This window comes from Gammaproteobacteria bacterium, assembly GCA_015709615.1.
GTDB lineage: Bacteria > Pseudomonadota > Gammaproteobacteria > Burkholderiales > Nitrosomonadaceae > Nitrosomonas.
In genome coordinates, this window is the sequence record CP054179.1 from 2,518,047 (window position 1) to 2,541,468 (window position 23,422).

Sequence of the window (23,422 nt, forward strand, 5' to 3'; positions counted from 1 at the left end):
CAATCGACTGCTCTCCCGCTTTTGTATCAGAGAACCGTTCATAGCACGCGGAAAGAAATGACGGCGATCAATGTTGGCGGCAGTGCGGCAACGAGCAACCCCACCGGATGGATCGATTGTTCATCGAATTTGCTTTTGAGAATCGCAAAACCGGCAGGATTCGGTGCATTGGCGATGACGGTCAGCCCGCCGCCAGTTACCGCGCCGGCGACCAAAGCGATTTTAAATTCCTCGCTCAATCCTTCAACCAGTGATCCCAAATAAGTGAGCGCGGCGTTGTCGGTAATGGCCGTCAATGCCGTCGCGCCGAAGTATACCGCAGTATCGTCCATATCCATGAGAAGCGGCTGCAGCCACCACTGCTGTTGCCCGCCAAGTACCACCAATCCCGCCAGGAAGAAAGCAACTAGTAACGCTTCGCGTAGAATCAGCGGGCTTTGGTATTGGTGATAAGCCGTGGTAAATCCCAGGAAGAAGAGAAAAATCCCCATGAACGCCACCGGATGATGAGCGAATAATACTACGAGCGCTAGAAATGCCAGATGAATCAAGACGACCGCTAGGGGTGTTTTTGCTGCTGCACCTTCTTTCTGGCCGACATGCCCCAATTCATGCCGGAATATCCAAGTGACGGCTAACGCATTGACAGTTACCGCTAATGCAGCTTTCCAACCGAAAGTAGCCATCATGAATGCGATATCCCAATTCCATTTTGCGGCTACCATCAATACCGGTGGCGCGGCAAACGGTGTTAGCGTACCGCCGATCGAAACGTTGACAAACAAAACGCCGATCGTGGCATATTTCAGGCGAGTGGATATTTCCTTGCTGAACAAGGTGTCGCGCAGCATCAGAGCGGCGAGCGTCATGGCGGCGGGCTCGGTGATGAATGAGCCGAGCAAGGGGACGAAAGCCAGCAATAAGAAGTACATCGCCGTCCCCGTATGAACGGGTAAAACGGCCGCTGTGTGCCGGACGGTTGCGGCGGTAAAATCCAGAATCGGGCGCGTGCCGGCAATCACCATGATGACAAATACAAACATCGGTTCGGTGAAATCGCGTGATTCGAGATAAGTAATCGCAGTCTGCTTGCCGCTTGCGGCAAAGATAAACAAGATCAAAACCATCGCCCAGAAGCCGAATACCACTTCCACTTCGCCCAATAAATGCCAGATACCGGCGTGGCGAGGCTGGCTGTGCGCCAAGTGCTCGAAGAATTTGGTCGAGAAGGTGTGAATGACTGCCAGTGCGAATAACACGGCGGCGATCAGTTCAATGGATGTCGGATTAATCATGATGAATTGTCGATAGTCGGGTATGGTGCGAAGATAGCATCTTTTTATGACAGCATGGATAAATACCGATGCTTTACTGAAAATTACGATCGGACTGCGCGATCTGCAAGTCATCGTGACAATTTTTGTGCGTCGCAGAGAAACGGTACAATCTACTTTTATTATAACGAGTGGCGTACTTCCTTATTTGCCCGGTATGCTTAAATTATTTCGTGTTCGATCCGCTTGATACCTCTTTTTCTATCACCTGGCATTCATAACGGGCGTGTATGAAGAACATAGTCATATCACTGATCATTGTGCTCCTATCAACTTTCTGGGGCTGCCAGGCAAATGCGGATATTGATGTCGCGGCGGAATACAAGGAAACGATTGGCCGGTATATCCAGGTATATCAGCCTGACGATGTGGATTTGCGCATGCAAGATGCTTTGCTAGCGTATCGAAACGGTCGATTCTCACCCTCCGGTAATTCCGTTCTCAATTTCGGTATCGGTGCAAAACCGGTATGGCTGGCATTTAAAGTCAGAAATGATGGCAATAAAGCGGTGCGCCGCAATCTTTTGCTGGAAACTTCCTGGCTGGATAAAGTCGATATTTATTTTCTGCGGCAAAGCGAGCTGATCGACAGCTATCATACCGGGGATAGTTTGATATTTTCCCAGCGCCCGCTTGATCACCGGGTTTTTGCCACCGGCTATGATTTTAGCGTCGGTGAGATAACAGTGCTGATGCGGGTGGAATCCGACGATGCCATGGTTTTACCGGTTTATTTCATCAGCGATGAGAAGCTGGCTGATAGAAATCAATTGCAAGCGTATAGCTACGGCTTCATGTACGGCGTCATCCTGGCTTTGGTTGCTTACAATGTGATGCTGTATATCGGATTGCACACCACGCCTTATCTGTTTTATTCGATTTACCTGTTGTTGTTTTTGCTGCTGAACGCGGCTTACACCGGTCACGGTTATCAGTGGTTGTGGCCGGAATCGCCGTATTGGCAGAAATGGGCCAATCCGGTACTGATTATGGCATGCACAGTGAGCGGATTCGCCTTTGCATTGCAATTTCTGAACATCAAACCCGCTTGGCCACGTGTTTACCGCTTCATCATAGTGAGCTCGGCTGTTTTTTGCGCACTGATGCTGCTGGCGATGTTGAGCGGCGAATTTGTCCTGTCGCTGCTGATCTCTCTGGTTTTTATTTTTTTCTTTTATATTTCTTCAATCGGATTGGGTGTCATTTCACTGAAAACCGGTAACCGGTTCGCCAAGTATTTTTTGCTGGCGTCGATTTTTACCATATGCGGCGGCGTTATTACCGCCAATGCTATCTGGGGATTGATTCCTTTTAACGAAATGACGTACCGGGCAACGGATATCGGGATGATGTTGGATGCCATCTTGCTGGCGTTGGCCTTAGCCGAACGTTTCAATATCAATCAAAGCGAAAAATTGCTGGCGGAGAAAATGGCCGGCATCGATTTGTTGACCAATTTGAATAACCGGTGGTCTTTTTATAAGTTTGTTCAACCGATCTGGGCCATGGGGCTGCGCAGCAAGAGCAGCGCCTCGGTCATTATGCTGGATATCGACAATTTCAAGTTGCTCAATGACACTTACGGTCATGCGCAGGGAGATCGTATTTTGGTGCAATTCGCGGAAACTTTGCGGAAAGAAGCGCGCAGCGGGGACATTCTGGCGCGTTGGGGCGGTGAGGAGTTCCTGATTTTTCTGCCGGAAACCCAATTAACGGATGCAGTTGCCATTGCGGAACGGATGCGCAATAGGATTAGCGCTCTCCAAATGACAACCGTGAAAAATAAAAAGCTTTCTTTTTCCGCCAGCTTTGGCGTGGCGCATACCGATGTGGTGAATATGTCGCTGGATGAATTGATTTCCCGGGCGGATCAACAGCTTTATCGCGCCAAGAGACAGGGGCGTAATTGCGTATGTTCCGAACTGACTGATTAAGGGTAAGCGAATGATCGAGAGCGGAGAATCGTTGCAAGTATCCGCATCAGGCTGTTTATTTTATGACGTGACGGCTTCCTTAGTGCAGTTTCCGGAAGCTTGCGATAATTTCATCTTCGTCGTCATCGTCACTCTTATCAAATTCGTCACAGCTTACTTCCAATTCATCAATCAGCTCCACGATACGGCTATCAGGCGTCATGCCGTCGGCTAACGCGCAATCATCATCCGTATCCAAGGGATCGGCATCATCTTTATCGTCAAACGAAAAACTTTTCAGCGCCATGACAACCTCCTGGAAAAATGGGTTCGTACGCTATCAGTAGAACACATTGCCGGGAAGTGTAAAGCAACGATTAGAAAGGATTTTGTGTGATAATTCCGGCGTTTGAGCGTGCTACCGTAGCCGTGCGGGAAGGAAGGGCTGGTTTATACCCACCGGGCGCACACAGATGCCCGGTTCAATGCCAGCCATTGCAATGCAATGATGGCGCTGGCCGAGGTGATTTTGCCCGAATTTAAAAAGGCGATAGCCGTATCCAACGGTACCACGTGCACTTTGATGTCCTCGCCTTCTTCGACCGCGCCGTGCACACCACCGGCATGGGTCGAATCAACCCGACCGCAAAACAATGCCACGCGCTCCGTGGTGCCGCCCGGACTGACGAAGAAGTCATAAAGCGGAATCAAATCGCTGATGATGCAATCGGCTTCTTCGATGCTTTCGCGTTTAACGACGTCTTGCGGCGTTTCACCGGCCTCGATCATACCGGCGACGATTTCGAGCAGCCATGATCCATCCGCAGCAGCCAATGCGCCGACGCGGAATTGTTCAATCAGAATGACTTCATCGCGGATCGGGTCATACGGTAAAACGGCAGCGGCATGGCCACGCTCGAATACTTCGCGCACCAGTGGATGACTCCAGTCACCGCTGAATAACCGATGACGCAAGCGGTATTTTTCTATGCGAAAAAAGCCTTCAAAACAAATTGTTTTCTCTAAAACTTCAACGTTTGTATTCACTACTGTTTATTTCGTACGTAAAAATGTCGTTCTGCGCTGTGTATGCGATAGACCGTACCGTCGCGCTTAAGGTGGCTTGTCGCGCCGGGATGCTCTGAAAAACTGCTCAGTCATGTCCGCGCTGAAAAAACCGGCTTAAAATGCGCTTAACCTTCCTTTATAAACTGCGCTTTCCCGCCTGATTTCGCCTTACCAGATATTGCGCGCTACCTTTTCCAGAGCTTCTCTAACGCAATCCTAACGTATCGAGTGTCACATCGTCATCATCGTCCAAGTCATTCTTGACGGTTTCGAATTCGTCATCGTCAAAATCGTCTTTCGCCGTTTCAAATTCGTCAATTATTTTTGCGAATTTGCCGGCGGGGATTTTGCTGTCCGTCAGCGCATCATCCTCATCGTCCAAGCCATCAATCGGGTAAAAATCATCTTCGTCATCAAAAGAAAGTTCCTTAATCATCGTCATTACCTCCATCGAAATATGTTTGAAGATAAGCTATTGATAACAGATCACGCAGTTGAAACAATTAAAGATCACGCCGGAATTTTCCCGGTAATTCTGAAATTTGAAAAAAATTTACCGAATAATCATTCACTCCACGGCATTTGATTTTTCCTGGTGGAAAAAGTTTGATGGTAAAGCTACCACTGCGGTATTTGGCAATTTCTGCTGATGAAATGGTAAGCCGTATAATTTGGTAAAATTGATGGTTACTATTTTGAACGGGCAAATAACTTATGGACGAAGAAACGAAAATATTACTCCGCAATATTGCGCATCATCTCAAATGGGTCATCGTTTTATTGTTTGGTATATTGGCTTTGCTGATCGCTGAAATAGCGGGCGGGGTGTGAACGGATAACGTTCTCCGGCTACTGCCAGCCGGTAACTTCATAGCCTTTTTCTTGCAAGCAGCGCGATACAAAGTTTACGTAAGCCTGACTTGGCCGTGAGGATCTCGATGAATACAGAATGCCTCTGAGCAGTCCTGCCACAGCGCCACTGGCCGCTCCCACTACGGAGCCTTGACCTGCCGCACCGTAGATGGCGCCACCTACGGCTCCACTGGCGGCGCCGACGCCGGCGCCCATCGCTGTGCTGGTTGCCACATTGCCGAGCTTTCCGTTCTCTTCCCTGGCACCGGCCGATTCGGCCAGTTTTCTGCACGCTTCGATATCCTTTTCAGCAGCCGCTTTTCCCATGGATAGAAAATGCGTATTGGGATAGATAATAGGGCCGGTAGTGGAACAAGCGGATAAGCTAAAGACAATCGATCCGGATATTAGTACTTTCAGCAGTTTCATACATATACCTCTTTGTTATGATTTTTGGAAACACCGGACAATTATTCACGCTTGCGGTCAGCTACGTTGGCTGGTGCCCGAAAATTCACCCGGCGATAGTGTCTCTTCGCCTTTGTTTCTTGGGTCTTGCATCGCATTCTAGGGAAGCTCTGAAAATGCTGGTGAGCGTGGCAAGGTGAAATCAGGGGAAGAAACGGTGTTCACATGTGTCAGATGAGCATTTTGAACCTGATTTCAATACTGCATGGTCAAGCGAAGTATTTTTTTAGAGCTTCCCTAGAAGAATTGATCCTCAGTTGATTCAGTATAGCTGGAAAATTCCAGAAATCTATGGAAAAAACTGATTTCGTAATTCGGTTTGCGAGTGCGGAATCGTAATCGATTGAATTGTGGCGAGTGCTTTTGCTCATCGGAAAGTCATTATTGCGCTAAGGATAATTGACTGCACGCGCGAATCGCTTCGTTGCGCGCTACTCACACCCTTGCTTACCTTGTCGATATATCTCGGTCGCTGTGTTCCGTACGCCTATCGCTTCATCTCGTTCGCCGAATTAATCAGCATTTCCCTAAGGAAAGCAGGTCTCTGATAATTAAGCCTTTTGATTGGTACTTGCAATACTTAATATTTTTCTTAAATATATTCGGAATACGCAGAAACTTTGATTCTACCGGTTCATCTAACCGGCGTGTTTGCGGATTCTACCTATGTGCATGCTGGTCTGATGCTTCTTTTGCCGCCGATTTTGAAGAAAGGAGTGCCGCCTGTAGGAGTTAATCCTCAAATAAAGTAAAAATGAGATCCGCGTATTTGCGGGTTTTTTAATGAATCGTGGCTTATTTTATGAGAGATAACACTATGAATGCTAGCGATCGTGAAACAGCGGCAGATACCTTCAACCAGGCTAATGGAATAATCCGGAAAAAGCTGTTGTTTTTTACGGTCCTCATGTTTGGTTTTGGTTATGCACTTGTTCCGATGTACGAGAGGTTTTGTGAAGTGGTGGGAATCAATAATCAACGCATACCGATCATTGCGGAAAATGCTGCCGAGGCCGATATGTCGCGGATAATTGCGATTGAACTGGATACCAATGTTCGCGGCATGCAATGGAAATTTAAACCGCTGCAAACAAAAGTGAAAACACATCCCGGTGAGCTTGTCGAGGTGATGTATGAAATTAAAAATGAATCAGATCATGAAATTACCGGTAAAGCAATACCCAGTTACAGTCCGCGCAACCTTGATCAGTATCTGAAAAAAATCGAATGCTTTTGTTTTACGATGCAAACACTTAAACCGAATGAAGTAAAGCAAATGCCGGTCAAGTTTTTTGTGGATCCACGATTACCTGCCGGTATCGATACCGTAACGATTTCCTATACCTTCTTTTCGCAAGAAACCAGTTGAAGCATCAAGAAACATACCCCCGCAAACCAGCGTGCGGGGGTATGTTTTGAAGCGCTTAATTACCCTTCGCGGTTAAAGAACCCAGAAAAGCTTTGACATCCTCGACAAATCCGGGACCGACTTTCCGTCCGAGCTGATGTTCCGCCATTTCCTCGATCGCTTCGTCCAATGTTTTGACTGAGCCGTCGTGGAAGTACGGCCCTGTTTTGGCGATATTCCGCAGACTTGGCACCTTGAACACATATTTGTCGGTTTCAAGGCCGGTTACAGCAAACCTGCCCACATCCGAGGTTTTATACGGTTCGACCAGGCCGATTTTTTTATAGGAATTACCGCCGAGTGCCACGCCGTTATGACAATTGGCGCATCCCATATGGACGAATTTTTGCAAACCCCTTTTCTCGGCATCATTCAATGCACTTTCATCGCCCTTGAGATAGTCATCGAAGCGCGAAGGGGTTAATAGCGTGCGCTCGAAAGCACCGATGGCTTTGCCGACATTTTTATATTGAATCGGATCTTTCTCGTCCTTGAAGGCCTCGGCGAACATGGTCTTGTATTCGTCTATTTTTTTCAATTTATCGACGACGGCGGCTTCACTGGGCATGCCCATTTCGATCGGATTCAGAATCGGTCCCAATGCCTGCTCTTCAACATCCTTGGCGCGGCCATCCCAGAATTGTGCGATATGCAGTGCGGCATTGAACGTGGTTGGTGAATTTCTGCCGCCGCGTTTGCCGTCATGGCCGGGTGAAGTGGGCTGACTATCGACACCGTAATTAGTCAATTGATGGCAAGAATTACAAGAGATCGTATCGTTGATCGAAAGCCGCGGATCGAGATACAGTTTTTTGCCCAGTGCGATTAGAGCAGCATTCTTTTTTTCATCAATGATCGAAGCAGGTAAAGGTTCGAAGAATTGTTTCAACGTGGTTTTGTCCAGCTTGTGGTGACCGCCATGCATGCCGTGCATTCCCCCCATGCCGTGATGGTCGCCGCCGTGCATATCGCCGTGCTGATCGTCCTTTTTTTGCGATTCACCTTGATGATCGTGTCCGCTTTGCGCATAACTATAAGAACTAACAATCAATGCTAAAAATAACAGTATTTTCATACTTCCTCCAAGAATTTAACGTGAGCGCGCCCCGGTCAATTTCACGGGAAAATTAAGAATAAAAAGGACGCTTCGCAATCGATGGTTTTTTCAATGAATGATTGACCGGCTTTTAGTATACCCAGATTGTATTTACTATAGATAGCGAAGTTGCGCATTTGGCAGGATTCCAGTGAATTGCGGGTGACGGCGGAACGCTGCGCAATTTCAAAAATTGTGCACCTATTCTGTGAATGGCTGTCCAACCGAAGTCTGCGCAAGTGCATAGCAAGCCCGGTGTAAACGATAAGTATCAGACTCATCTTGTTTTCTACCTGATCCGGGTGTGAATGAACGAAACTTATGCAGGCACTTTCCTAACTGTGTTCAACCGGATTTATTGAAGGAGATAATCTCATGATGAAGAAAAATCATTGGTTTGTGGCTGCGGCGGTTACGGTTTTCTTGCTGGCGCTCGGCCCTGCTGTCGCGCTCCATGCAAGCGACGGCGTGGTTGTTGCGCAAGCGCATCAGCATGATCATGACAAGGATAGCGCCAAAGGCGGCGACGATCATCAAGGCAGTCACGGCAAAGATAAAGGCAAAGCGGGTGGGCACGGGCATCATCATGGTCATGCCATGAAGATGCGGCATGATTATGCGCATGTGATTATTTCGCATACCGATGAATTGAAGCTAACCGACGAGCAATTGGGGAAAATTGTCCGGTTGCACCTAAAAAATAAAGAAGCGCACGAAGAACTCAAGCATCGGTTGCAAGAAGACATGCATGCCTTCCGGCATGAAAGCATGAATCCGGGGGGCAGCGATGAGCGGTTGCGCAGTTTGGCAAAGAATCATATCGATGGCTTTAACGCAATGGTTGAGCATCACATTAAAGAACGCCAAGCCATTCATGCGGTTTTATCGGAGCAGCAAAGAGCGCTGCTGAAATCGATTAAAGCGGATCACGGCCATGATTCGCATGATGACGGCAAGAAAAAAAGCGGTCATGGCGGGCACTGAATCCCGTTTTGTTTTTTTATGGCGGGCTATGCCAATCTAGTTTAAATATCGTACCATTGAAAGCATCCTGGATAATTGCAGTGAAATAAGCATTGCACCGGCAGTTATCTCGGATATGTTGGTGTGATTGGAAAAAGCCAGCCGATAATTGATTTCAAAGGAGATAATCATGCGCCGGATATACTTTTTAGTTCCAGATGTAGCTGTTACCAAGAAAATTATTGCTGATTTGTTGCTGGCGAAAATTGAAGAGAAACATCTTCATGTGATCGCAAAACGCGGAACCCCGTTGGAAGATTTACCCGAAGCGAATCTGTTGCAAAAATCCGATTTCATTCCAGCCGTGGAACAGGGGATTGCACTGGGAGGAGCGACTGGTCTGCTCGCCGGCCTAGTTGCCATTGCCCTGCCCCCGGCTTCTACCGTGATAGCAGGCGGCGTGTTGCTGGCGACCACATTGGCGGGCGCCGGTGTCGGTTCCTGGTTGGGTGGGATGGTTGGCATGAGTGTCGGTAACCGGAGAACGAAAGAATTCGAGGATGCGATCGAAGCCGGTGAATTATTGGTGCTGGCCGATGTGCCTGCAGACCGGGTGGCGGAGATTGAGACACGCGTCAAACAGCATTTGCCGCAGGTTGAAGTCGAGCAAACGGAACCGAGAGTTCCAGCGTTTCCGTGATTATCTATTGAACCGGAAACTGGTTGGCTTGCGCCAACCAGTTTCCGGAAATTATCCAAGCGTTTTTTCTGCAAAATAAATACATCCCATCGTGAAATAATGGACCGATCACGCATGCTTTATGATTACCGCATGATCCGGTTCAATTGGCTGCCGGTACTGATTGCTTACTTTTCTCTCGTGTTTTTGCTGTTTACACCACCGTTGCAAGCAAGCGGCAGTGAAACACAGCCCACTTCGCAGCAGCCAATCATTCATACCCATGAGCTTGAAGTTTTTGTCCGCGAGGGTTGCCCGCACTGCGCCAAAGCCAAAGCATTTTTATCGGTATTGAACAGCGAACGTCCGCACCTGCGCATCGTTTATTTTTCTGTTGATCGTGATCCCGAAGCATTGGACAGGTTATCGCGTTACTCACAAGCAGCTGGTATCTGGCCTCCCGGCGTGCCCACTTTTCGATTCAACGGCCAGTTGATTGTCGGCTTCGATGATTCGGCGCATACCGGTTCCGTTTTGACTGCCTTGGTGGATGGCGCAGAAGCAACTTCCGGTCAAATCGAATCCTCATTGTTTGGCATGCTGGATGTGGCCCGCCTGGGGTTGCCGCTGTTCACCTTGGCGATCGGATTGCTCGATGGCTTCAATCCTTGCGCCATGTGGGTATTGTTATTTCTGCTGTCTCTACTGATTCATTTGCAAGACCGCAAAAAAATGGCAATGATCGCCGGTACTTTCGTATTGACAAGCGGCGTTGTTTACTACGTATTTATGGCGGCATGGCTCAACATCTTTTTGTTGATCGGATTTACGACAGCGCTGAGAGGGCTATTGGGTGGCGTGGCTTTGGCGATCGGCGGGCTGAATGTCAAAGATTTTTTTGCGTGGAAGCAAGGTATTTCCTTATCCATACCAGATTCCGCCAAACCGGGATTGTATGCACGGATGCGTGCGGTACTCGTTGCCGACCGGTTGTTACCCGCGATGATTGCGGTTGCTACATTGGCTGTTCTGGTCAATTTCATCGAGTTGCTATGCACCGCCGGTTTTCCGGCCGTTTATACCGCGATTCTGGCGCAGCAAGACCTTAACCCGCTGGTTTATTATGCTTATTTGGGGCTTTATATTGTGGGTTATGTCGCAGACGATTCGTTGATGGTCGCGATTGCGGTGATCGCTTTGAGTAATCGCAAGCTGACCGAACGCTCGGGGCGGTGGCTAAAGCTGATCAGTGGCGTGGTCATGCTGGGATTGGGTTGTGTATTGATTTTGCAACCGGAACTGCTGATCTAGGGAAACGCTGATTAATTGACTGTACGAGCGAATTGCTTCGTTGCGCGGTACTTACTCCCTCGCCTATCTGATTGATATATCTCGGTTGTTGCGTTCCGTGCGCCTCGCTCTTCACACGTTCGCCGAATTAATCAGCGCTTCCCTAGGCGACTGCCTGCTTGTATTTATTTCGAAATGGTGATCGGCAAACCCAGCGATTTCGCATCGGTTACCGTTAAGCGAAACAGAATATACAGCAACTGGAATGCATTAAGGTTCCAGTGCGCATTCTCGCCTGTGGTGTCCACCGAATAGTATTTGTCATGGGAGCGGGCGAATAGCTTTGCGCCATCCGGTAAACGATCAGACACGATAAGGCCCAATGTGTGACCGGGGTTTTCATTTCTGATGAGGGGCGGCGTGCGCGCATCTTTATCTACGAAGTATTCGGCCTGTTCGCCGAGGGAGTGACCGAGAAAATTCAGGATGGTGTGAAAACTCCGCAAGCGGAAAGCGCCGCGGAGAGGCCATTCACCGCCGGGGTAACCGGGACGGATGTCGAAAGCGACGTCGTTTTCTATCCACGGATTGATCAGTTCGTATAGCACCGCGCGTTCCTCGCAGCACAGAATATCGGGATCATAGTTGGTGATAAGAATAGGGCCGGGCAGTTGCTTGCTCAATGTGTAGGAATTCTTTTCTTCGTCATGATTCAGGGTGAAATCTTTTTCGATGGCTTGAAACAATCCTTCCGGCGATATCGCACTGGCCGGGATTGTCCAACTGCGTTCGAAAGTCAGCGGTTCCGCATACAATTGTTTTTGATCCTGAATGGCCGCGAGGTGTAGCACAATCCGCCGGAACATTTCATAACCGGGTCGATCCGACGGGTTGTTGTGATAAACGGATTGTTGCAAATGAATGCGCTGGCGGCTGCGGAGACGGCGCTCCTGCTCTTTCGTCAGTTGAATGCCGGGAAGAAATGAATCATCGGAATCGGCTTCCGCTTCCGCAAGCCCGGCTGTTTTTGCTGGACCGTGCCGCCGGTGCTGTCTGACGTGTTGTTTTTCCGGTGATGCAGCATTCGCCGAGTGCGGTGTTGCCGGATGGTGCAAGTGTACTTCTTGTGCCATCATCCGCAGCATGAGGTCGATATCGAAGTGCTGGCGCAGTAATAGCGTCAGCTTGTGCTGGCTGAAAGGAGTCAAGATGCGCTTGGTGAATTCGTCACCCGCGATGGGATCGATACTGAAGGTCGGATTTTCCGCCACGCCTGCGCCGAATACTGGTGCCAGCAAGCCACCGCTTTCTCCGGTCAGTGCGGGCGTTGCACCCGCGTTAGCGCTGAAATTGAAGGTCGCCGCGATACTGGACACGCGGGTGAAATGCAACGGTTCGTGATGCTGGGCGCGGGCGATGTTGATCAGCAGCTGGCGCGATTCGGCGTGGATCGCAGCATTATCATAGGTTTCGACAGCGCGGTTCAGTGCGACCGGCGACAGGCAGCCGCTGATGGATGAAACGGCAAAGAAAAACAGGACAATGCGTGTCAGGAATTTCATGCAACAATATCCGGGAAATATCATGCTTCAATTCTGCTGCAGAAAAGCCTCGAATTTATCAACCATCATCGGTTTGCTGAAAAAGTTGCCTTGTCCGTAATCGCAGCCCATGGCGATCAACAGCTGTTTTTGCAAATCGGTTTCGACACCCTCGGCGATGACCTTCATGCCCAGACGGTGCGCCATGGTGATAACCGCTTCGCAAAGAATCCGGTCGTTGGATTGACTATCCATATTGGAAATAAACGAACGGTCGATTTTCAGGTAATCGATGTCGAATTTTTTCAGATAGGATAGCGATGAATAACCTGTGCCGAAATCGTCGATAGCCACTTGAACGCCTGCATCGCGGTAATTGAGCAACTGTTTGACCACCAGTTCGTGCACATCGAGCAGCAGGTTTTCGGTGATTTCAACAATGATGCTCTGGCCGTCCAGGCCGCGCGCGTTGAGATGGCCGACCCAATCGCCCATTTTGCTGATGAATTGTTTGGGCGATTTATTGATGCTGATTTGGAAATCGGCGTTGAAATTGGCTTGCCACAAGGCAACCTGATCGACCGCCTGTTTGAATACCCAATCACCGATGTCGGTTATCAGGTTGGTTTCTTCCGCGATGGTAATGAATTCTCCCGGATAAATGGTTCCCCGTTCCGGGTGCTGCCAGCGGATCAAGGCTTCGGCTTTGTATACCTTGCCGGTTTTTAGTTCGACGATGGGCTGGTACAGCAAAAATAACTGCTCTTCCTTCAGCGCATTGCGCAGCTCGTATGCGGTTTTTGAGCGGACTTCGCTCGCCGCGCGCATATTCGACGTAAAGCAGCTCCAGCAATTGCGGCCATTATTTTTGGCGGCGTACATGGCCTGATCGGCATTTTTCATCAACAGCTCGACGCTGCTCGCGTCATCGGGGAAGAAGGTTGCGCCGATACTGGCGGAAACGTATGCCAGCTTGGTGTTGAGATAGAACGGCTTGGCCAGTTCCAGCAGGATTGCGTGAATAATCTTTTCGGCCTGGTGCGGCTCGCTGATGCCGTTCAGGATAATGGTAAATTCATCGCCGCCCAGGCGCGCCACGGTATCGGTTTCCCGTACGCAACGGGTCAGCCGTTTGGCAGCTTCCACCAGCAAGGCATCGCCCACACTGTGCCCTAAAGAGTCGTTGACTTCCTTGAAGCGGTCGAGATCGATAAACAGCACGGTTAATCCCATGCCGATGCGGGTGGCGCTCTTGATGTCGTGGTTTAACCGCTCGTAAAACATATTGCGGTTCGGCAGTCCGGTTAATGAATCATAATTGGCTTGCCGCCAGATGATTTCATCCGCTTTTTTCTTGTCGGTGATATCGGAGAAATTGATCAGATAATAACTGATTAGGCCATTCTTGCTGCGTACCGGGATAATATTGAACCACGATGGGTATTCCCGGCCTTGCTTGTGGCGATTCCATACTTCTCCCTGCCAGTGGTTGTGTTGTCTGACGCTTTGCCAGATTTTCTGGAAAAAATTACTGCCATGCCGGATGGATGTGACGATGGATACCGGTTTGCCGATGACTTCTTCTTCCACATAACCGGTAATTTTATGCAGTGCCTTGTTGATTGAGATGATGATTTTGCCGGCATCCGCGATCATGATCGCTTCGGTGCTGTTTTCAAAAACCTTGCTGGAGATATAGAGTTGCTCGTTCATTTTTTGCTGTTCCAGCGCGATGCCGATGATGAATGAGCCGATTTCCAGCAGCTTGCGGTGAAAGATGCTGGGCAAGCGGTGCTCGAAACTGGACAGCGCAAATGAACCGATGCATTCGTCGCCTTTGCTGCGTATCGGCATGGACCAGCAAGAGAGAATATTAAAATCAATCGCCAGTTGGCGGATATTCTGCCAGCGCGGGTCGTCCAGCGTGCTTTCGATAAAAACCGGCTCTTGACGAAACACCGCGTTGCCGCAAGAACCGGCGCCCGGGCCTGGACGCAAGCCGTTCAACTGCCTGATACATTCTTGGGGCACGCTGGGAGCGGCAAATACATTCATACGGTATTTTTCTTTGTCCAGCAGCATGACCGTGGCGACCGCGTTATCCAGAAGCTGCTCCATCAGCAAGCAGACTTTCTCACAGATCACTTTGTAGTCGTTGCCTAATACCACTAACTGAAGAATTTCCTGCTGAAACTGGAGGATCCTGCCTTGTTCGGTATTGGTCAAATCGAAATAATTGACCGGCGCATACAGCTGATCGGATAAGCCCTCATTGACTCGGATATTCATACTTATTCGTTTTCTGATAAGGAAGCGGGTTTTAGAGATTTAAATGTGAGATCAAAATTGGAGAGGCTATCCGGATTGGCGGGGATTATACGATAAATTATCTGTATGCTCAAAAACTTACCGTCAAGAGTATGACTCGCAATTAGCGGCCGATTTTTCCCGATTAATCGCAGCGGTAAGCATTACCGATGAATATGATTTCCTTATCCGCACCGGGAACCTCGTATTTCCCCGAATTATTGGAATACGTGATATGCACGGTATTGCCGCCCAGTTTTTGCGTTTCGTTTCTTAAGTTGTTGCGCGCTTTGATCAGTCGCTCTACATACGGCGCGCTGTTTGTGTCGTTGTCGTTTTCTTTTGAAGAACCTTTAACCTTGCCGAGCAATTCACAACCATCCGGAGCTTCCGCACCGAGCACCATCGTCACTGTTGTGTTTTTTTCCGGTTGCGCCGGCATTTTGTTCGATTGTGCGGAAACTTCGGTGCTGCTTAAGATCAGCATAGCCAGCAATACTTTTCTCGTTAATTTATTCCATGGTTTGAAAGCGCTCATCGACAACTCCTGATCCGTCATGTTGGTATTTTTCAAAGCAGGGTAGCATAGATAAGCGTTGCGCCGTCCGTCAATAGCATTTGACGAAAGCACGCGGAATAAGGGGGATGTTGAGAAATAAAGCCGCTCCGGGTATCTTTTCAAAGCATTTTGGGAAAGAACGGTAAGGTATAGTACGTGAACATAACTGAGAGGAGGCGGGATGTTGGAAATTATCGTTTATCTTTCCCTGGCAGGTGTGGCCATTGCCGTCGCATACGGCGTCATGCTGTACAACCGGTTAGTGGATATCAAACATAGCGTGTCGCAGGCGTGGTCGAATATCGATGTGCTTTTGAAGCAGCGTCACGATGAATTGCCCAAGCTGGTCGAGACGTGCAAGCAATTCATGGGGTATGAACAGGAAACGCTGAAGCAAGTGATTGCGGCGCGTTCGCAAGTGGCTAGCGCGCGCGAAGCAGGCAATATCGGTGCGCTGGGTGCGGCGGAGAGTAGCTTGCGTCTCGGTCTGGGCAATCTGTTTGCGGTTGCGGAGGATTATCCCGAATTGAAAGCCAGCGAAAAATTCCAGCATTTGCAGGCACGCATCAGCGGATTGGAAAATAGCATCGCCGACCGGCGCGAGTATTACAACGAAGCGGCGAAGATCAATAATGTGCGGATCGAGCAATTTCCCGATGTCATCATCGCCAATTGGTTTAAATTCAAACCGCGCGATTTGCTCGAATTCAGCGCAGCGGACAAGCAGGATGTCAATATCGGCAAGCTGTTCGGCTGACGGGTGTCTTGCGCATGAATCAAATACTGGCAGAGATTCCGCCGCAGGACTATCCCTATGTGCTGGGGACATTAATAGCGGCGGCATTGATTTGTTTTTACTTGTTTATGCGCAACTGGAAACGCCTGCGTCTCATCGAGGATACGCCGACGGCGAAATTGCGTTCGGCGCATCAGGGGTATGTCGAACTGGAAGGAAAAGGCCGGTTCATCGATGATCAGCCAATTTTTGCGCCGCTCAGCAACCATCCCTGCTTGTGGTACTCCAGCAAAATTGAAGAGCAGGAAACGTTCACCGAAAACGGCCGGACCCAAACGCGCTGGAGCGTTGTGTACTCAAATACCAGTGAACATCATTTCAGGCTTACCGACGGCGCCAGCAGTTGCGATGTCGACCCGGACCGCGCGGAAGTCAACGGCAACGAGAAACTGGTGTGGTACGGCAATGCCGAGTGGCCGACCCGCACGCAAATGCTGGAAAGCCAGTCGATCGTGCACGCCATGTCGAACCGCTACCGTTACAGCGAATCGCTGATACTGCCGGGGCAGCCGCTGTATATTCTAGGGCAATTCAGTACCGCATCCGCCATGACGCAGAAATCTGTGCGCGATGTCATGATCGGTGTGATCGACGAGTGGAAACGCGATCAACCGGCGTTGCGGCAACGCTTCGATACCAACCGTGACGGCAATATCGATCAACAGGAGTGGGAAGCGGCGCGCTCCGAGGCGCAGGCCGAAGCGCAACGCATTTACGATCAGCTCGCTGTAGAGCCGGATACCCATATCATTGCAAAACCGCGTAATTCTTCGCAGCCGTTCATCATCTCGGTGTACCCGCAAGCGTTATTGGCGCAAAAGTTCCGCCGCAATAGCTACGCCGCACTGACCGCGTGTGTCGTATCGGTTTGCGCGACCGTTTGGCTGATGCATGTGCATGGCTGAGCGTGCGCATCGTTACCGCCAGAATAAAGTAGACCCTGCCAGTTTCTTCCAGCTTGCGGACGACAGCTGATCATGTTGTGCGGCCGCAAATGCCAGTGAGCCGCTCAATTGCCCGAGCTGAAAACTAACAGCGGCGGTTTCTTTCGGCAATCCCTGCAACAATCGCATGGCCATATGCCGGTCGTTTTCCGCTCCCAATTCGTCCTGCAAAGCCGCCAATGCCGCAATGAACGGAGTGGCGCGTTTTCCATGCAGAGATGCAAACGCTTCCGCGCTGTAGCGCATCTTTTTGGCGGCGATACGCACCAGGTGGCGCTCAGCCGGATTCAAAGCGGCGAAACCGTGGCAGCGCTTGCGCAGTTTTTGCCAGCATTGCTCGAGTAAGGTTGCCGCCCAAGTTTGGGTATCACGCCGGTGCGAATCGGCGGGAGTCATCAGCAGGCTGCGGCCGATGTCGAGTATAAGTTGAGTGAAGGCTGGTCGCAGCAATAGCGCTTGCGCACGCTGGCGGGCTTGTGCGGCGGCATTTTGCAACACTGCAAGGGTGTCATCTTTGGCGGCTGTATGCGGTGCCTGCGCCGCCAGAACCGGCAGGATGCCGGGCAAGATTTCGTGCTGAAATACGTCCCAGTCACGCGCCGGGTTCAGTGCGTGCATCAATTCACGTAGCGGTCGCTCCCAGGCGGGTGTTTCCTGCCCCAATGATTTCGCCAATTGCACACCCGTGCGCAAGCGCCGTAATGCCACGCGCAGTTGGTGCAGGTATTCGATGTCGTGCGCATTTTCCAAAAAACCGGGCACGTTGGCGGATAACTGCACCAGCGCTGCCTGCAGAATGGCATTCCAGGCTTCACCGGCGGGTTGGTCTTTATCGATGGCTGGGCGTATAGATTTGGCCGGACTGGGAGTCACGGCACCGCACAAGACATAGCCGCGCTCCGCTTTGCTGCGCGGCTCGACGTGCAACGGCGCGGCATGCAGCAGTTGTTCGGCGATATCGAACAGAAATTCCGGTTTGCCGGATTTGAGTTCGATTTCCACTTCACAAATCACCCGGCTTCGTCCGGCGGCCGTGATCTTGCCGCGATCAAGCGCCACTTCGGCTTGCGCGGCACCATCGCCGATTTGCCACGTTGTGCGCCGGAATTCGGTGGTGAATACCGGCGCGACACGTTTGTGCTTGATGCCGCTCAGTAAATCCAGCGCCGCTTGCGGCAATGCCGAGAAATCCGGCCGGTCGCCATGCGCGACAACCGCTTCCCATTCCGGGCGGCTGGTGAGCGCGCCGACCGAGTGTGCTTCGGCTTTCAGCGTCTGAATCCACTGCTTACCGATGCGGCGCACGCGTAATGCGATGCCGCGCCGCATCAGGTCAAACTTCGGGGTATCGAAATAAATGCTGAGCAATGCATGCTGTTGCGGTTGACTGCTGCTGAGCAAGGGGTGATGCCGGATGCGGGGGGCATGGCGAGGCTGCAAAGCCAGCTTCAGCTCGATTTCCATACAATTTTCTCGTGAGGTTGGCGCTGCAATGGGTGGCGCGGAGCGGATACTGTACTACTCAATCTTCAAGGTATCAAAGTTGATTCCGGCGGGCGCCGGCGGTGTTTTCAGTTTCATGTTTTCCAGAGCATGCACTACCTGTTGTGCGATGACCAGATTACGGTACCACTTGCGATTGGCCGGCACGATATGCCACGGCGCGAGATCGGTGCTGGTGGCGCTGAGCATGGCTTCGAACGCTTCCATATAGTTTTTCCAGAATTTACGCTCTTCGATGTCGCCGGTGCTGAATTTCCAGCGTTTCTCCGGATTGTTGATGCGCTCTTCCAACCGTTTCTTCTGTTCATCCTTGGAAATATGCAGGAAAAACTTCAGAATGCACGTGCCGCTTTCGGACAACAGTTCCTCGAATTCATTGATTTGATCAAACCGCTGCTGCACCACCTTGTCCGAAATCAAGCCGTGCACGCGCGTGATCAGCACATCTTCATAATGCGAACGGTTGAAAATACCGATCTGGCCTTTTTCCGGCGCTTTCTGATGCACACGCCACAAAAAATCATGCTTCAGCTCTTCCGCCGACGGCGTCTTGAACGTCACCACTTTACACCCCTGCGGATTGACGCCCGACATCACATGCTTGATGACGCCATCCTTGCCGCTGGTATCCATACCCTGCAACACGATCAGCAGCGCGCGATTGCCGTTGGCGAACAAACGCTCCTGCAATTCATCCAGCTTGCCGATCAATTTTTCCGTAACGGCTTTGGCTGCTTCCTTGCCCTGCGTGGTTTTCTCGAAATCGCCGGTATCACCGGGATCACATTGCGACAGATCGAGCTTGCTGCCGGGTTTTACTGGGTGGTTTTTCATTGCGACCTCAAATCTGCCCTTATGAATTAGTTCCAGGTGGTAAATAAGAGATGATGCTATTTGCTAAGCTTTGCCCCTTTTCAGCTAAATTAACAAATGCATTTACCATTCGATCAGTTGCTACAAATTCATCTCCCGCTTTCTTAAGATCTTTCCAATAAGAGCCAACCTTCGATGTTACTGTAATAACTTCATCTTTAGCCAAGCTGTCTGCTTTATCACTTAGATCTGAGAATCCTGCAGTAAATGCTTGTTTAACTGCAATACCTCCTTTAATTGGAAAATCTAATATTGCGCTTTCAATAATATCAATTTGACTATTAACAAATTGATTGGTGAAGTGAGGTAAGTTGTTGCTGCTAATTTCTTCCCTAAAAGATTTAATTTTATTTAGAAGCTCATTTAATTCATCAAATTTAACGTTAGGGTCGCTTGGAAGAATTTCTGAACAAAACATAATGCATAACATTACATCTGAACCAAGCTGACCAACATAATTTGTCCAAGGTGAATCCAAGTTAGTTATTGAAACCGTGGTTTTTATTCTTTCTATGTATGGTAGATAAAGTGACTTGCTAAATTCTGTGGAAGACATCGAAGCTTCGAGAAGATCCAATTCATTTTTCAGCAACCCAAGCCTTCTTTGTAATTCATGAGGATCGTTTTTGGGAATCTGTTCGATAGTATCTAAAGCTCTTGACCAAGCAATGAATGCACTGTCGCTACTAGTCGCATTTTGAAGTTTATTTAGTATGTTAAGAATTCTCTTTGCCGAGTTATTAAAACCTTCCACTACGTACTCCATTGATTTGCGTGAGAATAAATTATTTAATTATTTAAAGTCGTCTATTTGAGAATAATTGACATGCAATTAATTTAGATTTGTAAATCATGGCTGTTCAATAAGTAACTGTATCATAAGTGCTACCTGCATCAGGTTATGAATTAGTAATTGTGAATTAATGCAACTTCGAGAAGTAAAGCTAAAAACACATGATCCAAATTAGCTTATCTTAGTTAACTTATTGGAATAATTAATTTCCACCATGAAAACCATGAACGACCCCCATCTCACCACCCCCATCGCCCAACACATCTGGGATACTAAATACCGTCACTATGAGCACGGTGTCGCGTTGGACACTTGCATCGAAGACACCTGGCAGCGCGTTGCGAAGGCGCTGGCCGTGCCGGAAAAAAATCCGGATGATTGGCAGGCGCGTTTTTACAGCATTCTGCGCGATTTTAAATTTCTTCCTGGCGGGCGGATTCAGGCGGGGGCGGGAACTGCGCACCAGGTGACGTTGTTCAATTGTTTCGTGATGGGAACGATTGCCGATTCGATGGATGGCATTTTTGACGCGCTCAAGGAAGGGGCGTTGACGATGCAGCAGGGCGGCGGGGTTGGGTATGATTTCTCGACGTTGCGGCCACGCGGTGTGTCAGCCGCCGGTGTCGGGTCGGTGGCTTCCGGGCCGGTTTCGTTCATGCGCATTTGGGACAGCATGTGCGCGACCATCCTGTCGACCGGCGCGCGGCGCGGCGCGATAATGGGCACGTTGCGTTGCGATCATCCGGATATCGAGGAATTCATCGCTGCCAAGCAGGATCGCAGTCAGTTGAGGCATTTCAATGTTTCCGTGCTCGTCAGCGACGCGTTCATGGCTGCCGTCAGCCGCGACGAAGATTGGCCGCTGGTTTTTCCTGCAAACGAAAGTGAAGCCGGTGGCGAGCTGCTCGTGCGCGTCTGGCCGGGTTGCGATGATCTGGTGCCGTGCAAGGTGTACAAACGCATCCGGGCGCGCACGTTATGGCAGAAAATCATGCAAGCCAACTACGATTACGCCGAACCGGGCGTATTGTTTATTGACCGCATCAACCGGCTGAATAATTTGTATTACTGCGAAACGATTCAAGCCACCAATCCGTGCGGCGAAGTGCCGCTGCCGCCTTACGGCGCTTGCAATCTGGGTTCGATCAACCTCACGCAATTCGTGCGCGATCCTTTTACCCCGCAAGCGCGGCTTGATTTCGATGCGATTGGGGCGACAGCGGCGACTGCCGTGCGGCTGCTGGATAATGTCATCGACGTTTCGCATTTTCCCTTACCCAATCAGGCTGAACAGGCGCACTGCTCTCGGCGTATCGGTTTGGGGCTGACGGGCTTGGCCGATGCGCTGATCATGCTGCAAATCCGCTACGGTAGCAGTGAAGCGGAAAAAATCGCGCAGCTTGCTATGCAGCGTATCTGTCACGCGGCCTATCAGGCTTCGATAGAACTGGCGGGGGAGAAGGGCGCGTTTCCGCTGTTCGATAAAGAAAAATACCTGGCCGGTGCTTTTGTGCGGACGTTGCCGGAATCCATCCGCAACGGCATCGCGCAATACGGCATCCGCAACAGCCATCTGACCGCCATCGCTCCGGCGGGTACCATTAGTCTGCTGGCCAACAATGTTTCGAGCGGGCTGGAACCGGTATTTGACAGTGATTACACGCGACGGGTATTGAAGCGCGATGGTTGTTATGCGGATTATGCGGTGACCGATTGCGCCGCTGCTTTATGGCGCAAAGTTCGTGCCCGTAACGATTTGCCGCTCGCTTTCGTTACTGCGCACGAACTGGCACCAGCCGAGCATTTGCGCATGCAGGCCGCGATTCAGCCGTACGTCGATCAGGCGATTTCCAAGACGATCAACGTTCCGGTGGATTACGACTTCGCGGCTTTTCTCGATCTGTATCGGCAAGCGTACGATCTCGGTTTGAAGGGCTGCACTACGTTCCGGCCCAATGCGGTGACCGGTGAAATTCTGCATAAACCTGATGTAGAACACGCAGCATCGCATTGCTGCGGTCTGGAGCGGGAACCGGACTAATAATCTACGTCATCTGGAAAAATACCCGTCCGCGCAATGCCATCGTTCCCGATGCTGCCGCGGAACATGCCGCTGGTGTTGAAACGCATCGCGAAGCGGCCTTGCGCATCCAGTACGATCAACCCGCCGTCGCCGCCGAGCGCGGCGACTTCCGCGAGTGTACGGTCGGCAGCCTCGGCGAGAGGAATTTGTTGCAACCGCACCTGCGCTGCCGTATTAAATGCCGCTGCGGTTTGGATGAACATTTCCCCGCTGCCGGTCGCGGAAACCGCCACCGAGCGATTGTCCGCGTAAGTGCCCGCGCCGATGATGGGTGAATCGCCGACGCGTCCGTAGCGCTTGTTGGTCAGTCCGCCGGTCGAAGTGCCCGCGGCGAGATTGCCGTAGCGGTCCAGTGCCACGGCGCCGACAGTGCCGTGTTTCTCATCACCATCAGGTAGCAGTGTGCCGGAGTCCATGTCGTGATCGCGCACCACCTGTTCTTTCGCGATGGCTTTTTGCAGCTGATCCCAGCGGTGCTGCGTGAAGAAATAGGCTGGATCGACAATTTCCAATCCGTGTTCAGCAGCAAAAGCCTCGGCGCCTCGGCCGATCAGCATCACATGCTTGCTTTGCGTCATCACCGCATGCGCGGCGCGGATCGGGTTGCGGATCGTGGTGACTCCGGCAATCGCGCCCGCCATGCGGGTGGCGCCGTCCATGATCGACGCATCCAGCTCGTTATGGCCTTCGTGACTGAACACCGCTCCTTTACCGGCATTGAACAGCGGTGAATCCTCCATCACCATGATTGCGGCAATCACCGCGTCGATACTGCTGCCGCCCGCTTTGAGCACGGCATGACCGGTGTTTAATGATTCCGAGAGCACTTGCCGGTAAGCCTGTTCGCGTTCTGCGGTCAGACGGTTGCGGTTGATCGCACCGGCGCCGCCATGAATGATGAGGCGGATGGATGCGTTAGATATTTGGGGTGTCATGCGCGGCAGGATTGAGA

At 50.6% G+C, this 23,422-nt stretch carries 22 protein-coding genes; 9 read left to right on the forward strand and 13 right to left on the reverse strand.

Annotated elements, in window-relative coordinates:
* Nucleotides 1–38 precede the first annotated feature (38 nt).
* Complete coding sequence (locus HRU77_11945; protein ID QOJ21334.1) at nucleotides 39–1,295, reverse strand: putative Na+/H+ antiporter; 1,257 nt, start codon at nucleotides 1,293–1,295, stop codon at nucleotides 39–41.
* Between the two features lie 46 nt (nucleotides 1,296–1,341).
* Between HRU77_11945 and HRU77_11950 the strand changes: the two genes are divergently transcribed.
* The gene (locus HRU77_11950) at nucleotides 1,342–1,524 is read left to right on the forward strand and encodes a hypothetical protein (protein ID QOJ21335.1); all 183 of its coding nucleotides are present in this window, start codon (nucleotides 1,342–1,344) and stop codon (nucleotides 1,522–1,524) included.
* Nucleotides 1,525–1,564: 40 nt separating this feature from the next.
* Nucleotides 1,565–3,268, forward strand: coding sequence for a GGDEF domain-containing protein (locus HRU77_11955; GenBank protein QOJ21336.1), 1,704 nt, complete (start codon nucleotides 1,565–1,567; stop codon nucleotides 3,266–3,268).
* Between the two features lie 79 nt (nucleotides 3,269–3,347).
* Here the strand turns inward: HRU77_11955 and HRU77_11960 are convergent, their stop codons facing one another.
* From HRU77_11960 to HRU77_11975, 4 genes are all read right to left on the reverse strand, one after another.
* On the reverse strand, nucleotides 3,348–3,554 hold the full coding sequence (locus tag HRU77_11960) for a hypothetical protein (protein ID QOJ21337.1): 207 nt from the start codon (nucleotides 3,552–3,554) through the stop codon (nucleotides 3,348–3,350).
* 143 nt (nucleotides 3,555–3,697) lie between these two features.
* A complete protein-coding gene (locus HRU77_11965) occupies nucleotides 3,698–4,294 on the reverse strand; it encodes an NUDIX domain-containing protein (protein ID QOJ21338.1) in 597 nt (198 codons plus the stop codon).
* A gap of 226 nt (nucleotides 4,295–4,520) precedes the next feature.
* Entirely contained in the window at nucleotides 4,521–4,751 is a 231-nt protein-coding gene (locus HRU77_11970) for a hypothetical protein (GenBank protein QOJ21339.1), read from the reverse strand.
* A gap of 413 nt (nucleotides 4,752–5,164) precedes the next feature.
* Entirely contained in the window at nucleotides 5,165–5,596 is a 432-nt protein-coding gene (locus HRU77_11975; protein QOJ21340.1) for a hypothetical protein, read from the reverse strand.
* An 856-nt stretch (nucleotides 5,597–6,452) separates the two neighbouring features.
* Here HRU77_11975 and HRU77_11980 point away from each other — a divergent pair.
* Nucleotides 6,453–7,004, forward strand: coding sequence for a cytochrome c oxidase assembly protein (locus HRU77_11980; GenBank protein ID QOJ21341.1), 552 nt, complete (start codon nucleotides 6,453–6,455; stop codon nucleotides 7,002–7,004).
* 55 nt (nucleotides 7,005–7,059) lie between these two features.
* On the opposite strand, the gene HRU77_11985 is transcribed toward HRU77_11980, so the two are convergent.
* Complete coding sequence (locus HRU77_11985) at nucleotides 7,060–8,118, reverse strand: cytochrome-c peroxidase (protein ID QOJ21342.1); 1,059 nt, start codon at nucleotides 8,116–8,118, stop codon at nucleotides 7,060–7,062.
* A gap of 396 nt (nucleotides 8,119–8,514) precedes the next feature.
* Between HRU77_11985 and HRU77_11990 the strand changes: the two genes are divergently transcribed.
* The 3 genes from HRU77_11990 to HRU77_12000 all read left to right on the forward strand — a co-directional run bounded on the left by HRU77_11990 (nucleotide 8,515) and on the right by HRU77_12000 (nucleotide 11,092).
* Nucleotides 8,515–9,123 (forward strand): Spy/CpxP family protein refolding chaperone, encoded by a 609-nt coding sequence (locus tag HRU77_11990; GenBank protein ID QOJ21343.1) that lies wholly within the window; start codon nucleotides 8,515–8,517, stop codon nucleotides 9,121–9,123.
* A gap of 169 nt (nucleotides 9,124–9,292) precedes the next feature.
* Nucleotides 9,293–9,802 (forward strand): DUF1269 domain-containing protein, encoded by a 510-nt coding sequence (locus HRU77_11995; protein ID QOJ21344.1) that lies wholly within the window; start codon nucleotides 9,293–9,295, stop codon nucleotides 9,800–9,802.
* 132 nt (nucleotides 9,803–9,934) lie between these two features.
* Nucleotides 9,935–11,092, forward strand: coding sequence for a glutaredoxin family protein (locus HRU77_12000; GenBank protein QOJ22164.1), 1,158 nt, complete (start codon nucleotides 9,935–9,937; stop codon nucleotides 11,090–11,092).
* 164 nt (nucleotides 11,093–11,256) lie between these two features.
* Here the strand turns inward: HRU77_12000 and HRU77_12005 are convergent, their stop codons facing one another.
* The 3 genes from HRU77_12005 to HRU77_12015 form a co-directional block, all read right to left on the reverse strand.
* Nucleotides 11,257–12,633: a hypothetical protein gene (locus HRU77_12005; GenBank protein ID QOJ21345.1), complete on the reverse strand. Its 1,377-nt coding sequence runs from the start codon at nucleotides 12,631–12,633 to the stop codon at nucleotides 11,257–11,259.
* Between the two features lie 27 nt (nucleotides 12,634–12,660).
* Entirely contained in the window at nucleotides 12,661–14,907 is a 2,247-nt protein-coding gene (locus HRU77_12010; GenBank protein QOJ22165.1) for an EAL domain-containing protein, read from the reverse strand.
* Nucleotides 14,908–15,064: 157 nt separating this feature from the next.
* Nucleotides 15,065–15,457: a DUF4156 domain-containing protein gene (locus HRU77_12015; GenBank protein ID QOJ21346.1), complete on the reverse strand. Its 393-nt coding sequence runs from the start codon at nucleotides 15,455–15,457 to the stop codon at nucleotides 15,065–15,067.
* 205 nt (nucleotides 15,458–15,662) lie between these two features.
* On the opposite strand from HRU77_12015, the gene HRU77_12020 reads away from it, so the two are divergent.
* Nucleotides 15,663–16,235, forward strand: coding sequence for a LemA family protein (locus HRU77_12020; GenBank protein QOJ22166.1), 573 nt, complete (start codon nucleotides 15,663–15,665; stop codon nucleotides 16,233–16,235).
* A gap of 14 nt (nucleotides 16,236–16,249) precedes the next feature.
* A complete protein-coding gene (locus tag HRU77_12025; protein QOJ21347.1) occupies nucleotides 16,250–17,179 on the forward strand; it encodes an E3 ubiquitin--protein ligase in 930 nt (309 codons plus the stop codon).
* 12 nt (nucleotides 17,180–17,191) lie between these two features.
* Here HRU77_12025 and HRU77_12030 read toward each other — a convergent pair whose 3' ends face one another.
* Genes HRU77_12030 through HRU77_12040 form a run of 3 tightly spaced genes read right to left on the reverse strand, consistent with a single transcriptional unit; the run spans nucleotide 17,192 to nucleotide 20,348 of the window.
* Nucleotides 17,192–18,682, reverse strand: a complete 1,491-nt coding sequence (locus HRU77_12030; protein QOJ21348.1) for a CHAD domain-containing protein — start codon at nucleotides 18,680–18,682, stop codon at nucleotides 17,192–17,194.
* 54 nt (nucleotides 18,683–18,736) lie between these two features.
* Nucleotides 18,737–19,555, reverse strand: coding sequence for a polyphosphate kinase 2 family protein (locus HRU77_12035; protein ID QOJ21349.1), 819 nt, complete (start codon nucleotides 19,553–19,555; stop codon nucleotides 18,737–18,739).
* Between the two features lie 19 nt (nucleotides 19,556–19,574).
* A complete protein-coding gene (locus tag HRU77_12040; protein QOJ21350.1) occupies nucleotides 19,575–20,348 on the reverse strand; it encodes a hypothetical protein in 774 nt (257 codons plus the stop codon).
* A 262-nt stretch (nucleotides 20,349–20,610) separates the two neighbouring features.
* On the opposite strand from HRU77_12040, the gene HRU77_12045 reads away from it, so the two are divergent.
* Nucleotides 20,611–22,428, forward strand: coding sequence for an adenosylcobalamin-dependent ribonucleoside-diphosphate reductase (locus tag HRU77_12045; GenBank protein QOJ21351.1), 1,818 nt, complete (start codon nucleotides 20,611–20,613; stop codon nucleotides 22,426–22,428).
* On the opposite strand, the gene HRU77_12050 is transcribed toward HRU77_12045, so the two are convergent.
* The gene (locus HRU77_12050) at nucleotides 22,425–23,405 is read right to left on the reverse strand and encodes an isoaspartyl peptidase/L-asparaginase (protein ID QOJ21352.1); all 981 of its coding nucleotides are present in this window, start codon (nucleotides 23,403–23,405) and stop codon (nucleotides 22,425–22,427) included. The two genes, HRU77_12045 and HRU77_12050, sit on opposite strands and share 4 nt — an antisense overlap.
* Nucleotides 23,406–23,422 lie beyond the last annotated feature (17 nt).

Excerpts from the sequence above, each read along its gene's own strand:
- HRU77_11945 (QOJ21334.1), bottom strand. The coding sequence starts at position 1,295 with ATGATTAATCCGACATCCATTGAACTGATCGCCGCCGTGTTATTCGCA.
- HRU77_11950 (QOJ21335.1), top strand. The coding sequence starts at position 1,342 with ATGACAGCATGGATAAATACCGATGCTTTACTGAAAATTACGATCGGA.
- HRU77_11955 (QOJ21336.1), top strand. The coding sequence starts at position 1,565 with ATGAAGAACATAGTCATATCACTGATCATTGTGCTCCTATCAACTTTC.
- HRU77_11960 (QOJ21337.1), bottom strand. The coding sequence starts at position 3,554 with ATGGCGCTGAAAAGTTTTTCGTTTGACGATAAAGATGATGCCGATCCC.
- HRU77_11970 (QOJ21339.1), bottom strand. The coding sequence starts at position 4,751 with ATGATTAAGGAACTTTCTTTTGATGACGAAGATGATTTTTACCCGATT.
- HRU77_11975 (QOJ21340.1), bottom strand. The coding sequence starts at position 5,596 with ATGAAACTGCTGAAAGTACTAATATCCGGATCGATTGTCTTTAGCTTA.
- HRU77_11980 (QOJ21341.1), top strand. The coding sequence starts at position 6,453 with ATGAATGCTAGCGATCGTGAAACAGCGGCAGATACCTTCAACCAGGCT.
- HRU77_11985 (QOJ21342.1), bottom strand. The coding sequence starts at position 8,118 with ATGAAAATACTGTTATTTTTAGCATTGATTGTTAGTTCTTATAGTTAT.
- HRU77_11990 (QOJ21343.1), top strand. The coding sequence starts at position 8,515 with ATGATGAAGAAAAATCATTGGTTTGTGGCTGCGGCGGTTACGGTTTTC.
- HRU77_11995 (QOJ21344.1), top strand. The coding sequence starts at position 9,293 with ATGCGCCGGATATACTTTTTAGTTCCAGATGTAGCTGTTACCAAGAAA.
- HRU77_12000 (QOJ22164.1), top strand. The coding sequence starts at position 9,935 with ATGATCCGGTTCAATTGGCTGCCGGTACTGATTGCTTACTTTTCTCTC.
- HRU77_12005 (QOJ21345.1), bottom strand. The coding sequence starts at position 12,633 with ATGAAATTCCTGACACGCATTGTCCTGTTTTTCTTTGCCGTTTCATCC.
- HRU77_12015 (QOJ21346.1), bottom strand. The coding sequence starts at position 15,457 with ATGAGCGCTTTCAAACCATGGAATAAATTAACGAGAAAAGTATTGCTG.
- HRU77_12025 (QOJ21347.1), top strand. The coding sequence starts at position 16,250 with ATGAATCAAATACTGGCAGAGATTCCGCCGCAGGACTATCCCTATGTG.
- HRU77_12030 (QOJ21348.1), bottom strand. The coding sequence starts at position 18,682 with ATGGAAATCGAGCTGAAGCTGGCTTTGCAGCCTCGCCATGCCCCCCGC.
- HRU77_12035 (QOJ21349.1), bottom strand. The coding sequence starts at position 19,555 with ATGAAAAACCACCCAGTAAAACCCGGCAGCAAGCTCGATCTGTCGCAA.
- HRU77_12045 (QOJ21351.1), top strand. The coding sequence starts at position 20,611 with ATGAACGACCCCCATCTCACCACCCCCATCGCCCAACACATCTGGGAT.
- HRU77_12050 (QOJ21352.1), bottom strand. The coding sequence starts at position 23,405 with ATGACACCCCAAATATCTAACGCATCCATCCGCCTCATCATTCATGGC.